This is a genomic window from Bacillus sp. FSL K6-1012, from assembly GCF_037964915.1.
Taxonomy (GTDB): Bacteria; Bacillota; Bacilli; order Bacillales; family Bacillaceae; genus Bacillus; species Bacillus halotolerans.
The window spans coordinates 2,302,613-2,313,758 of the sequence record NZ_CP150175.1; the positions used below are offsets into that span (position 1 = coordinate 2,302,613).

Consider the following 11,146-nt stretch of genomic DNA (forward strand, 5'->3'; position numbering starts at 1 on the left):
TGTTACTTACTATATATAGTTTTTGATTATTTTTCAACAATATTCGAAATAATTTTTATAAAAAGTGAATTCAAACAAAAAAGGTGCATGATCTGCACCTTCATCTTCTTTTTTATTCGCCTTTTTTTCTGCTCTCTGTCATTTGCTTCCAGACTGAACCTTTTGCCTCTTCCCCATGTTCGATTCGTTCCAGCGCCATTTTCACTTGAAGGCTGACTTCGAATTCCGGATCATCTTCAGCAGCCCGCAAAGCTTCTATTGCACTTTCATCACCGACTTCGTAAAGGAACATAGCGGCGCGCCAGCGGACCAGCTTGCTTGAGTCGCTTAACGATTTTATCATCGCAGGGATGGCTTGAGGATCGCCGATATCAGACAGGCAGTCTCCAGCCGTTCTTCTCACCGATACAGACTTATCCTCAAGCGCCTTATACAATAGAGGAAGAGCATCAGGTGATTCAATCATTCCCAAATACACAACAGCCTGTCTTCTAATGGACACCTTCGGATCATCCAATGCTTTTTGCAAAACGGGGATGTCCTCTTCTTTTGGATCCATCTGCTCCAAGTGTGCGTATCGCCGCTTCCAGTCCTCATCATCCAGCATGTCAAGCGTTACTTTATAGGCTTTGCGCTGTGCTGTTTGTTTCGTTTCGCCTTTACCTTGGATCGCTGCTTCCGTTAGCCGTTTCAGCCTTTCATCACTGTAAGCGGCCTGAAGCTCTTCTGTCACGTCATGGCCGATTTCAGTAAAATCGCCGAATCTGACGCCTTGTTCTTTCCAAGCTCGTTCAAACACAACATTTGACGCTTCAGATCTGAGTTTTAAGATCGCCTGCTGAAAACGGTCAGGAAGCCCGAACCGCTCTTCACGCTCACCATCTGTTAATTTGACTTGCATAGGAATTCCGCTGAACATCTGTACAAAAACTTTCACTTCTCCAAATGACTCCTGATCCGAGCGGTTTTCTGCACTCTCAGCGCTCTCCATTCCAAATGCCGTCCGGACTTGCGGTAAAATGTCTTTCCAGTCATATCTGGCGTTCCGTTCAACCGCAAGAAAGTCGGCAACGTGATATACCCCTTTAACTCCTTCAATATTTAGGATTTCCACGACAACAGGCGGGGCGCCTTCTGCCTGATCCGGTTTATAATTATTGCTTTTGCCCGCCGGAAGCTCTTCCGTTAAGATGACCTTCATTGTATTCGGGCTTGGCGTCGGTTCAATTGATTTTATCTTCATGATTGTCCTCCTATAGCCTATCTGTGACTTATTCTAACATAGTCGCCCCGCGCCTTCTATTACGATGTTTCAATATCAATTCCGGGAATTTCTTTTTCTAATTGACTGACAAAATGAAGCATAAATTTATGCCTCTCGTCAGCCATTTCTCTTGCGGTATCTGTATTCATCATATCTTTTAGGAGCAGCAGCTTGCTGAAAAAGTGGGTATAGGCACTCTTATCATTTCCATAAAGGCTATGTCCCTTTGCTCCCGCAAACATAAACGTCCGTGCTATACCAACTGCGCCGATCGCATCCAGCCTGTCAGCATCCTGTACGATTTTCCCCTCAAGTGAAAGCGGTTCTTTTCCGAGCTTTTCCCTGTCCCGAAAGGACATTCTAGTAATAATGTGAATAATTCTTTCAGCCTCATCTTTTCCGGCTCCTAAAGAAACCAGCCGTTCGTCCACCTCACTGACTGAAAGCCTGATTGCGTCAGGCAGCTTCACATCAATCAAATCATGAACCAAGGCTGCCGCTTCAACGACGAACAAATCCGCATTTTCCTTTTTTCCAATAGATAAAGCAAGCTCTGCAACTCTTGACACATGAAGCCAATCATGACCCGTGCTTTCCCCGCTCAGAACAGATTTGACCCATGTCCTGATTTGCTCTGTCTGCATCAGTTTTCGATCCCGCACCAAAACACCCTCTTTATTGTCCTAATAACTTCGCAATAACGTCTTCCAGTTCTTTCGGATTTGTGTTTGGTGAGTAGCGTCCGGCTATTTCTCCGTTTCTGTCCACTACAAATTTAGTGAAATTCCATTTGATTGCCTTTGTTCCAAGCATGCCTTTCGCATTGTCTGTCAAATACGCAAAAAGCGGGTGGGCATTTTTTCCGTTCACCTCGACTTTTGAAAACATGGGAAACGTCACACCGTAATTTGTTTCGCAAAATTCCTGTATGCCTTCCTCGTCGTCAGGCTCCTGATTCATAAATTGATTGCAGGGAAACCCTAAAATCTCCAGGCCCTCCGGTTGGTATGTATCATACAACTCCTGAAGCTGCTTAAATTGAGGAGTAAAACCGCATTTACTGGCTGTGTTAACAATCAACAACACCTTTCCGGCAAATGGCTGAAGTGTCATGTCTTTGCCTGTAATGGTGCGGACCCTCATATTGTATATAGACATTGAAATTCCCTCCTAATGAACCTGAGTGCTGTGATTATTTTACCTTTTTTCCTGTTTCAAAACAAAACGGAAGCTCTAGGTTTATCAATTGTACAGACATCGTGTTCAACGGATGTTCTTCCCTCATCGGATCATTTGTTTATAAACAGAAACATCTCTTGAGAAGGAGCTATTATTCTATTTATTGCATGACACCTGGAAAACTCATTACAGTGAAACCAAAAGTCATATGTTTGCGTTTATTATATAGTATTTTCTGCTGTTCCCCTTCAAACCCTTATAGATAGATTGAAAATTGGCGGGAAAATTCCTATAATGAAGAAAATTAACGGGGAAATGATGGAGGTGGCACGTTGCCTATTAATATACCTACACACCTGCCGGCAAAACAGGTGCTTGAGAGTGAACATATCTTTGTAATGGATGAAAGCAGAGCATTTCATCAGGATATCCGGCCGCAGAAAATTATTATTTTAAATTTAATGCCGAAAAAAATCCAAACGGAAACTCAGCTGCTCAGACTGCTTGGGAATTCGCCTTTGCAGGTTCATTTTACATTTTTAATCCCAAGCACTCATACACCGAAAAATACAGCAAGGGAACACCTTGATGAGTTTTATACGACATTCTCCAATATCCGTCATAAGAAATTTGACGGCATGATCATCACCGGTGCGCCGATCGAGCATTTGGCGTTTGAAGATGTTTCTTATTGGGAAGAGCTCAAAGAGATTATGGAATGGAGCAAAACAAATGTCACGTCAACCTTGCATATTTGCTGGGGTGCTCAGGCAGGTTTGTATTATCATTACGGCGTGGAAAAAACTGAAATGCCGAAAAAAATCTTTGGTGTGTTTGAACATACTGTTCTTTCCAAGCACGAAAGATTGGTAAGAGGTTTTGACGAGCTATACTACGTGCCGCATTCCCGGCATACAGATATAAATATGGAACAACTGCAAGCAGTGCCCGAGTTAAACATTCTTACTGCATCAAAGGAAGCTGGGGTTTGCTTAATTGTGTCAAAAGACGAAAAACAAGTCTTTTTAACAGGACACCCTGAATATGATACAAATACGTTACTTCAAGAGTATGAAAGAGATCTGGAACGAAACCTTTCGACTGTCGAGGCGCCGAAACATTATTTCGCAGAAGACAGCAAAGAACCTGTCAATCGCTGGAAAGCACATGCGACATTATTGTTTATGAACTGGCTTAATTATTATGTTTACCAAGAAACTCCTTATGAATGGGACTAATTTTTCTTTTTAAAGTGATACGCTGAGCAAAAAATATGATAAAATACATCTGATTCAGTATGCGTATAACAAAAATTAAAAATACTGGAATCCGAATCTTTTAAAATTAGTTTAATTTTTTCACTGCATTAATAATTCGATTATGTATTTGTGTTATGTTTATGTATAGACAATAACTCCTTACGATGCATGAAGCTTGCTTGTTGTTGATTACATTGAGGTGAATTTACTTGAATACCAATAAAAGAGTATTAATTTTGACTGCAAATTACGGAAATGGACATGTACAGGTAGCCAAAACGCTTTATGAACAATGTGTACGTCTCGGCTTTCAGCATGTAACAGTTTCTAATTTGTATCAAGAGTCAAATCCGATTGTTTCAGAGGTAACTCAGTACCTTTATTTAAAAAGCTTCTCAATCGGAAAACAGTTTTATCGTTTGTTTTATTACGGAGTTGACAAAATCTATAATAAACGTAAATTTAATATTTACTTTAAAATGGGAAATAAACGATTGGGCGAACTTGTCGATGAACATCAGCCCGACATCATTATTAATACATTTCCGATGATCGTCGTACCCGAATACAGACGGAGAACAGGAAGAGTTATTCCTACCTTCAATGTCATGACTGATTTTTGTCTTCATAAAATTTGGGTTCACGAAAATGTGGATAAATATTATGTGGCGACAGATTATGTGAAGGAAAAACTGATTGAGATCGGGACCCATCCCAGCAACGTGAAAATTACGGGAATTCCGATCAGGCCTCAATTTGAAGAATCGCTGCCGGTTGAGCCGATTTATAAAAAGTACGATCTTTCGCCTGATAAAAAAGTGCTGCTCATCATGGCTGGCGCACACGGTGTATTAAAGAACGTAAAAGAGCTGTGCGAAAACCTTGTTATGGATGATCAGGTGCAAGTGGTGGTCGTATGCGGAAAAAATACGGCTTTAAAAGAATCCTTGAGCATACTTGAAGCAGAAAACGGCGATAACTTAAAGGTTCTCGGCTATGTAGAGCGAATTGACGAGCTCTTCCGGGTCACAGATTGCATGATTACAAAACCAGGCGGCATTACTTTGACAGAAGCCACTGCTATCGGCGTGCCTGTCATTCTGTACAAACCAGTGCCCGGACAAGAAAAAGAAAATGCAAATTTCTTTGAGGACCGCGGAGCTGCCATTGTCGTGAACCGGCATGAAGAGATTCTCGAGTCTGTCACCTCCCTTCTTTCAGATGAAGATACCTTACAGCGAATGAAGAAAAACATTAAGAGTCTTCATTTGGCACACTCCTCTGAAGTGATTTTGGAGGATATTTTGAAGGAATCAGAAATGATGACGACCAAACAAAAAGCCAAGGCGCTTTCTTAACTGATGTTCTTGCAGGAGCACACGAAAAATCGTGTGCTCTTTTTATTCGCATTCATCTTTTCGTAAAAGCGGTTACATTTTTTTGAGAAACTTGCCCTTTTTTTGAAAAATAAGCAGTTTCGCAACTTGACGCGTGCTGCCAGATGGTGTATAGTTGAACCATCATTTAACAACGAAACGAAGTTAAATGATACAAAATTTTTTTTAGCACATAGGTGCTACAGTACTAGGAGGAATTAAGCAATATGCAAAACGGTAAAGTAAAATGGTTCAACAACGAAAAAGGATTCGGCTTCATTGAAGTTGAAGGCGGAGACGATGTATTTGTTCACTTCACAGCTATCGAAGGAGAAGGATACAAATCATTAGAAGAAGGACAAGAAGTTTCTTTTGAAATTGTCGAAGGTAATCGTGGACCTCAAGCTTCTAATGTTGTAAAACTCTAAACTCAATATAAGTTGACAAATAGAGGAGAGGCAAATGCCTCTCCTATTTGATTTTCATCTGAATTTCGATCGCTAAAATGTTTTGTTTGCACCTCTGCTCAATCTCTTCAATATGCTTTTCCATTGACGGCTTTCCTTTTTTCGCAATATCCGCAAGTTCTTCTAAATCATTGTATATTTCTATAAATGTTTTGTGAAGGATCGATTTTAAGTCTTTATCATCCATAGCTGCGCTCCCCTTCTCTACCAAGATACCTCAAATAGTAAAACAGACCTACTCATTCAGGTTCAATAGTTATATCGGCTTATTTTTTATTTTATTTTCTATTTTGGCACATAAAATTAAAAAAACTCTGCAAAAGGGACTGACCCCCGTTTTTGAGACAGGGATCAAAACACCTTTTATACAGCCAATTGCCGATAGCTTATCGGTGATTGGCTGTTTAGTTTCGTTTGAATACGAATGTTGTTATAATAATAAATGTATTCTTTGACAGTGCGTTCTACGATGGCGGTCGTGGTTCGATTAATGCTGTTAAGATAGAACGTTTCAGACTTTAGTGAGGAATGAAACGATTCGATGGAGGCATTATCAGCGGGCGTCCCTTTGCGGGACATGCTCATGGTAATGCCTTTTGTTTTAACAGCTTTCTGATACTCATAAGATGTATACACAGATCCTTGGTCACTATGTAACACGCAGTTCTGAGGCAGTGTTGGCAGCTGATCAAGTGTGTTTAAGACAAAGTCTGTGTCCTGCTTATCTCCAATCGTGAAAGCAATTACTTCTCCATTGTATACATCCAATATACTGGAAAGGTACAATTGTTTCTGTCCATAAGGCAAATATGTGATATCCGTTACTAGTTTTTCAAGAGGATGATCGGACTGAAAGTTCCGATCTAATATATTATCAACCACGGCATATGGCTGCCCATTCTTCTTGCGCTTTTTCACCTTAACCCGGCACTGCCACTGATTTTTCTGCATGATACGCTGAACCGTTTTATGGTTAATACGCATTCCCTTTTTTAATATAGCTGTAATTTTTCGATATCCATATCGATACTTGTGCTCTCGGCACAACGTGCCGATTTGTTTTTCCAAATGGCACTTGGGATGATCTTTCATCAGGTTCTTCTTCCAACGATAATAAGATGCTCGTGAAATACCTAAATGAACACAGATATTCTGTACGGTCATTGTGCTGTGCAATACTTCTACAAGTTCGACTGACGTTTGGCTATCAACTTCCTTTCCAATTCGTTGTACTTTTTTAGAACTTCATTCTGTTGTCTCAGATAACGGTTCTCTGCCTGCAGTTTCTCTAATTCGGAAGAATACTCCGGACCTTTTCCGTAAGTGTATTGCTTACCAACAGGCTGTTCAAATCGATGTGTATCCCCAGCCTTATGCCATCTAACCCATGTCTGAACCTGCGTCTTATTCTTGATATTCAATTCCTGCATGATCTCTTTCATAGGTACGCCTGCCAATCTCATTTCTACAGCCTTCTGTTTGACTTCAATCGGATAACTCACTCTTGTTCCCATACAAAAAACACCTCCAAGTCTTATTTAAGGATAACAACTATCCGTTTTCAAACTTGAAGGTGTTTTTTATTTGTCTCATCTTATGGGGTCAGTCCCAAATAATTGCGGAGGTGTTTTTTTGTGAACTCAGAATTTCATGAAGAGGATCAGACTGGATTTACCGATAAACGGCAGCTGGAGCTAGCGGTGGAAACAGCGCAGAAAACGACCGGCGCCGCCACAAGAGGCCGAAGCTCAACATTACTCAATTCCGCATACCAAGCCATCGAGGACGCCAGAGAGCTTTCACTGTCTCAAGAACTGGCAGCTCTTGATGATCCTGAATTTGTACAGCAGCAACAGCAGCTGTTAGATGCCTGCCAGCATCAGCTGGATGAATTTAAAAAATAAAACCGCAGAAGCTGCGGTTTTATTTTTTAGTGCTTGGTTAAGACATCTCCATATGATTTAAGCTTTTCCCCCACGGTACATTTATTGATACAAAATGAATGTGCGTATGTTTTGCCAAATTCCTTGCGAAACTGCTTCTTAATAAAACAGTCTTTGCAATATTCATCTTGCAGTTCTGTCAGTTCCTTATATATAGCTTTCTTATCCAATATTGTCATCTCCGTTACAGTCTAATTTCATGTGGCTTTCTACGAATTGATGAGATAGGATTTTTTTTGCGAGGCCATCAGCTTCCTGATTTTCTTTTCGCTGTATCGTTTCGTATGTCGGACTCAGCTTTAGTGACTCAAGAAGCGCTTCTATTTTATCCAGCCATTCATTATGGGAGGGATCATAGCAAGGCCAGCTGCCGTCAAGCTGGTTCAGCACAACAAGAGAGTCCCCTCTGATCGTGATTGAATTTCTGCTAGCTCCGAGCTCTCTTACTTCTCTTATCGCTTCATAAAGAGCGGCATATTCAGCTTCGTTATTGGTTTTCAGACGGAAGCTTTTATTTTTTCTTAAGCGGTGGCGCGCCCCTCCCAATGTATAATAAATGACGATTCCGAGCCCGGCCAGCTGGCTTGCCTTATCGAAACTGCCGTCAAAATAAACGGTAATGTCATCAGGTTCATGCGCAAGCTCCTCAGTCAGCTTTTCTAATTCCTTCAGCGTCCAGACGCCGCCCTTCTCATCTTCGAATTCAAGTTCCTTCATATAAGGAAAACGGCCGAGTTCCCTCGCGAGCATACGCGCTTCCTGAACAGTCAGCCAGTTTTCGCCCAAAAACGAGACAGGCCCTGTCCCTTTTGCTTCTATTTTCATGTGCGGTCTGAGATTCAATATAATCACCTTACCATTCATTAGTTGCCGGGCTTATGCTATAATCAAACCAATCTTAACCCGGAAAGGAAGCTTCTTCATTTTGTTTAATAACTCTTTTTGGATCTTTTTTGCGATCATTCATTTTATCATTGTTCTTTTATTTTATAAAGGATTTGGCAAAATGGGTTTATTTGTGTGGATCGGCTTTGCAACAGTCTGTGCCAACCTTCAAGTCGTCAAAACGGTTGAACTGTTTGGCTTAACAGCAACGCTCGGGAATGTGATGTACGGCACAATCTTTTTTGCTACAGATGTGCTGAATGAAAAATATGGGCCAGCTGAAGCGAGAAAAGCTGTATGGCTCGGGTTTTCGACTCTCCTGACACTGACTTTTGTTATGCAGGGCATTCTGCTTTTCGAACCCGCTTCGAGCGATATTTCACAAACAGCGCTAGAAACGATTTTCGGTTTTCTCCCGAGAGTTGCTTTGGGAAGTCTGCTTGCCTTTATCTTCAGCCAAACACTGGATGTTTATGTATATTCGGCAATTAGAAGGATATTTCCTTCCGATCGGCTTCTATGGCTGAGAAACGGCGGCAGTACAGCAGTCAGCCAGCTGTTTGATACATTCATTTTTACCGGAGTCGCTTTTTTCGGCACATATCCGGCGGATGTTTGGCTTCATATTTTTATTTCTACATATTTGATTAAGTTTGCGGTATCTCTGATTTCTCTGCCATATGCTTATGCGGCGAAAAAAATGATTCCGAGTGACGAAAGGAGTACATGATGCCTACAGAAATATATGTTGACGGAGCGAGCGCCGGTAATCCAGGGCCTTCCGGCATCGGAATTTTTATCAAACATGAAGGAAAAGCAGAATCTTTCTCGATTCCAATTGGAATGCATACCAACCAGGAAGCGGAATTTCTGGCGTTAATTGAAGGCATGAAACTGTGTGCAGCGCGCGGGTATCAATCGGTCTCCTTTCGAACTGATTCGGATATCGTGGAACGCGCAGCCGATCTTGAAATCGTGAAAAATAAAGCGTTTCAGTCATTTGTCGAAGAAATCATCCGATTAAAAATGGCCTTCCCTCTTTTTTTCATCAAATGGATTCCGGGAAAGCAAAACCAAAAAGCCGACCAGCTGGCAAAAGAAGCGATTCGGATGAATGATAAGAATTAAATCAAGCTGAATGGTTCATCCTATTGATGAGGTGAACAAACATGAAAAAGAAAGATAAGGGCCGGCTGACCGGCGGTGTTTCCCCGCAAGGCGATTTAGAAGGAAATACACATAATGACCCTAAAACAGAGCTTGAGGAAAGAGCTAAAAAAAGCAATACAAAACGCTAGAGAAGATCTTAAACGATCTCTCTAGCGTTCAGTTTTTCAAGCATACGCTCTATTCCTTTGATCTGATGGCGGCGAAGCATGACAGCCGCCTGCTCCATATTCAATGTAAAAACGGCTTCTGTCAGCGTACAGGCTAACGGCACAGAGCAGTTAATCTCAGCAAGCTTCCTCGAAATTTCCAAGTCGCTTAAACCTTGCTGAATTTTCCCCTGCTGTCCCTTTGGAAGAAGAGACAGATTCTCCAGCAAGCGGTCAATTGTTTCGTATTCACGAATCAGTTTATACGCGGTTTTTTCTCCAATGCCTTTTACTCCGGGATAATTATCACTGGAATCGCCCATCAGCGCTTTGATGTCAATTAAAGCCTTGGGCAGGACACCTGTTTCTTCGTAAAATACATCTTTTGTATACATTTTATAATTGCCGATTCCTTTTTGAAGCAGCGCAACGCTTACTTCGTCCGTTAACAGCTGAAGTAAATCCCTGTCGCCTGTTACGATCGTAATATCCGTTTCTTCAGAAAACAAAGCTGCAAGTGTTCCAATACAATCATCCGCTTCGTACCCGGCAAGGCCAATATTCATGATGCCAAGTTCAGCGGCCGCTTCCTTTGCCAGATCAAATTGCGGGATCAGCTCAACCGGCGGCTGGCTTCGGTTCGCCTTATAATCCTGAAACAGATCATTCCGGTACGTTTTGCTGCCCATGTCCCAGCAGCATACAACATGTGTAGGCTGAAATGTTTCCACGGCTGTGATTAAATGTTTCAAAAAACCGTTAACGCCGTTTGTCGGAACCCCGCTGTCATTTATCATAAAGTTGCGATGCACGGCTGTGGCGAAAAATGCCCTGAATAATAGAGCCATGCCGTCAACAAGCAATAATTTATTTTTCATATGATAACTCCTTTTTCTATCAGTCGATCTATTTTACCATAAGTGCCGCGAAAATAAAAAACAGCATCTCTGTATAGAGATACTGTTTGCGGTTAAATTAATCGTTGTGTCTTTTATTGCTGGCAATCAGCTTTTCAGCTTCGCGTCCTGCGTAAGAGTCGAAATGGGTTTGAAACCCGTTTTTCTTTTTGGCATTGTTATTGGCCTGTGCATTTCTGTTACCCAGCTTTGTTCTGCCCAACATAAATCCCCCCTTACGTCGGATACATATAGTATGCGCGTAACGGAGGATTTGCACTCGAGGCAGGATCATCCAGCTTATGTGCGGCTGACGTATTCTTTGACCATTTCTTTTGATACCAGACGTCTAGTCGGTACGATGCCTTTTTTGGCCAGCTGATTCATCTTTTCTGTAATTTCATTAATGGCATCTGTTAAAAATGGCTCATCGTTTTTGCATTTAGCAACAGCTTCTTCAATCGCCATTTCACGAAGGTGTTCAAGCTGCATAAATGTTTTAATATGCTCGTGCTGTTTTGCAGAATGTGCAGAAATTGCTTTATGTACCTCTGACATCAA

At 41.5% G+C, this 11,146-nt stretch carries 17 protein-coding genes and 1 pseudogene; 8 read left to right on the forward strand and 10 right to left on the reverse strand.

Annotated elements, in window-relative coordinates:
- Positions 1 to 112 precede the first annotated feature (112 nt).
- From NSS75_RS11700 to NSS75_RS11710, 3 genes are read right to left on the reverse strand one after another with little or no spacing between them, the layout of a single operon-like run.
- Complete coding sequence (locus NSS75_RS11700) at positions 113 to 1,243, reverse strand: conserved virulence factor C family protein (protein WP_339233170.1); 1,131 nt, start codon at positions 1,241 to 1,243, stop codon at positions 113 to 115.
- Positions 1,244 to 1,302: 59 nt separating this feature from the next.
- The gene (locus tag NSS75_RS11705; protein ID WP_101860574.1) at positions 1,303 to 1,908 is read right to left on the reverse strand and encodes an HD domain-containing protein; all 606 of its coding nucleotides are present in this window, start codon (positions 1,906 to 1,908) and stop codon (positions 1,303 to 1,305) included.
- Positions 1,909 to 1,939: 31 nt separating this feature from the next.
- On the reverse strand, positions 1,940 to 2,422 hold the full coding sequence (locus NSS75_RS11710; RefSeq protein WP_024121798.1) for a glutathione peroxidase: 483 nt from the start codon (positions 2,420 to 2,422) through the stop codon (positions 1,940 to 1,942).
- A 353-nt stretch (positions 2,423 to 2,775) separates the two neighbouring features.
- Here NSS75_RS11710 and metA point away from each other — a divergent pair, with 353 nt between their 5' ends.
- From metA to cspD, 4 genes and pseudogenes are all read left to right on the forward strand, one after another.
- Entirely contained in the window at positions 2,776 to 3,681 is a 906-nt protein-coding gene (gene metA / locus NSS75_RS11715) for a homoserine O-succinyltransferase (RefSeq protein WP_024121799.1), read from the forward strand.
- 230 nt (positions 3,682 to 3,911) lie between these two features.
- Positions 3,912 to 5,060, forward strand: coding sequence for a diglucosyl diacylglycerol synthase (locus NSS75_RS11720; protein WP_044155455.1), 1,149 nt, complete (start codon positions 3,912 to 3,914; stop codon positions 5,058 to 5,060).
- A 102-nt stretch (positions 5,061 to 5,162) separates the two neighbouring features.
- Positions 5,163 to 5,275 (forward strand): annotated as a pseudogene (locus tag NSS75_RS11725) (hypothetical protein).
- A 30-nt stretch (positions 5,276 to 5,305) separates the two neighbouring features.
- Positions 5,306 to 5,506 (forward strand): cold-shock protein CspD, encoded by a 201-nt coding sequence (cspD, locus tag NSS75_RS11730; RefSeq protein WP_003153604.1) that lies wholly within the window; start codon positions 5,306 to 5,308, stop codon positions 5,504 to 5,506.
- A gap of 43 nt (positions 5,507 to 5,549) precedes the next feature.
- On the opposite strand, the gene degR is transcribed toward cspD, so the two are convergent.
- Both degR and NSS75_RS11740 read right to left on the reverse strand, forming a co-directional pair.
- Positions 5,550 to 5,732, reverse strand: a complete 183-nt coding sequence (degR, locus tag NSS75_RS11735) for a transcriptional regulator DegR (protein WP_010334663.1) — start codon at positions 5,730 to 5,732, stop codon at positions 5,550 to 5,552.
- A gap of 176 nt (positions 5,733 to 5,908) precedes the next feature.
- Positions 5,909 to 7,059, reverse strand: a protein-coding gene (locus NSS75_RS11740) for an IS3 family transposase (RefSeq protein ID WP_339233173.1) whose coding sequence is annotated in 2 segments (ribosomal slippage) — positions 5,909 to 6,786 and positions 6,786 to 7,059 — 1,152 coding nt in all. Because the reading frame shifts where the segments join, the coding sequence is not laid out codon by codon here.
- 120 nt (positions 7,060 to 7,179) lie between these two features.
- Between NSS75_RS11740 and NSS75_RS11745 the strand changes: the two genes are divergently transcribed.
- Positions 7,180 to 7,449, forward strand: a complete 270-nt coding sequence (locus tag NSS75_RS11745) for a DUF2564 family protein (RefSeq protein ID WP_024121801.1) — start codon at positions 7,180 to 7,182, stop codon at positions 7,447 to 7,449.
- A 26-nt stretch (positions 7,450 to 7,475) separates the two neighbouring features.
- Here the strand turns inward: NSS75_RS11745 and NSS75_RS11750 are convergent, their stop codons facing one another.
- Both NSS75_RS11750 and NSS75_RS11755 read right to left on the reverse strand, forming a co-directional pair.
- A complete protein-coding gene (locus tag NSS75_RS11750; RefSeq protein ID WP_024121802.1) occupies positions 7,476 to 7,658 on the reverse strand; it encodes a zinc-finger domain-containing protein in 183 nt (60 codons plus the stop codon).
- Positions 7,651 to 8,331 (reverse strand): ribonuclease H family protein, encoded by a 681-nt coding sequence (locus NSS75_RS11755; protein WP_268496582.1) that lies wholly within the window; start codon positions 8,329 to 8,331, stop codon positions 7,651 to 7,653. Before NSS75_RS11755 ends, NSS75_RS11750 begins: the two co-directional genes overlap by 8 nt.
- An 82-nt stretch (positions 8,332 to 8,413) precedes the next feature.
- Between NSS75_RS11755 and NSS75_RS11760 the strand changes: the two genes are divergently transcribed.
- Genes NSS75_RS11760 through sspL form a run of 3 tightly spaced genes read left to right on the forward strand, consistent with a single transcriptional unit; the run spans position 8,414 to position 9,671 of the window.
- Positions 8,414 to 9,103 carry a queuosine precursor transporter gene (locus NSS75_RS11760; protein ID WP_339233176.1) on the forward strand — a complete coding sequence of 230 codons (690 nt, stop codon included), beginning with the start codon at positions 8,414 to 8,416 and terminating at the stop codon, positions 9,101 to 9,103.
- On the forward strand, positions 9,103 to 9,501 hold the full coding sequence (locus NSS75_RS11765; RefSeq protein ID WP_024121805.1) for a reverse transcriptase-like protein: 399 nt from the start codon (positions 9,103 to 9,105) through the stop codon (positions 9,499 to 9,501). Before NSS75_RS11760 ends, NSS75_RS11765 begins: the two co-directional genes overlap by 1 nt.
- Before the next feature lie 41 nt (positions 9,502 to 9,542).
- On the forward strand, positions 9,543 to 9,671 hold the full coding sequence (gene sspL / locus NSS75_RS11770; RefSeq protein WP_010334670.1) for a small, acid-soluble spore protein L: 129 nt from the start codon (positions 9,543 to 9,545) through the stop codon (positions 9,669 to 9,671).
- Between the two features lie 8 nt (positions 9,672 to 9,679).
- On the opposite strand, the gene NSS75_RS11775 is transcribed toward sspL, so the two are convergent.
- The 3 genes from NSS75_RS11775 to NSS75_RS11785 form a co-directional block, all read right to left on the reverse strand.
- Positions 9,680 to 10,567, reverse strand: coding sequence for a 5'-3' exonuclease (locus tag NSS75_RS11775; RefSeq protein WP_103671787.1), 888 nt, complete (start codon positions 10,565 to 10,567; stop codon positions 9,680 to 9,682).
- Between the two features lie 97 nt (positions 10,568 to 10,664).
- The gene (locus NSS75_RS11780) at positions 10,665 to 10,811 is read right to left on the reverse strand and encodes a hypothetical protein (protein WP_003230761.1); all 147 of its coding nucleotides are present in this window, start codon (positions 10,809 to 10,811) and stop codon (positions 10,665 to 10,667) included.
- Between the two features lie 74 nt (positions 10,812 to 10,885).
- Positions 10,886 to 11,143 (reverse strand): YpbS family protein, encoded by a 258-nt coding sequence (locus tag NSS75_RS11785; protein WP_339233179.1) that lies wholly within the window; start codon positions 11,141 to 11,143, stop codon positions 10,886 to 10,888.
- Positions 11,144 to 11,146: the final 3 nt, after the last annotated feature.

Excerpts from the sequence above, each read along its gene's own strand:
- sspL (WP_010334670.1), top strand. The coding sequence starts at position 9,543 with ATGAAAAAGAAAGATAAGGGCCGGCTGACCGGCGGTGTTTCCCCGCAA.
- NSS75_RS11785 (WP_339233179.1), bottom strand. The coding sequence starts at position 11,143 with ATGTCAGAGGTACATAAAGCAATTTCTGCACATTCTGCAAAACAGCAC.
- NSS75_RS11710 (WP_024121798.1), bottom strand. The coding sequence starts at position 2,422 with ATGTCTATATACAATATGAGGGTCCGCACCATTACAGGCAAAGACATG.
- NSS75_RS11700 (WP_339233170.1), bottom strand. The coding sequence starts at position 1,243 with ATGAAGATAAAATCAATTGAACCGACGCCAAGCCCGAATACAATGAAG.
- NSS75_RS11780 (WP_003230761.1), bottom strand. The coding sequence starts at position 10,811 with ATGTTGGGCAGAACAAAGCTGGGTAACAGAAATGCACAGGCCAATAAC.
- degR (WP_010334663.1), bottom strand. The coding sequence starts at position 5,732 with ATGGATGATAAAGACTTAAAATCGATCCTTCACAAAACATTTATAGAA.
- NSS75_RS11705 (WP_101860574.1), bottom strand. The coding sequence starts at position 1,908 with ATGCAGACAGAGCAAATCAGGACATGGGTCAAATCTGTTCTGAGCGGG.
- cspD (WP_003153604.1), top strand. The coding sequence starts at position 5,306 with ATGCAAAACGGTAAAGTAAAATGGTTCAACAACGAAAAAGGATTCGGC.
- NSS75_RS11775 (WP_103671787.1), bottom strand. The coding sequence starts at position 10,567 with ATGAAAAATAAATTATTGCTTGTTGACGGCATGGCTCTATTATTCAGG.
- NSS75_RS11765 (WP_024121805.1), top strand. The coding sequence starts at position 9,103 with ATGCCTACAGAAATATATGTTGACGGAGCGAGCGCCGGTAATCCAGGG.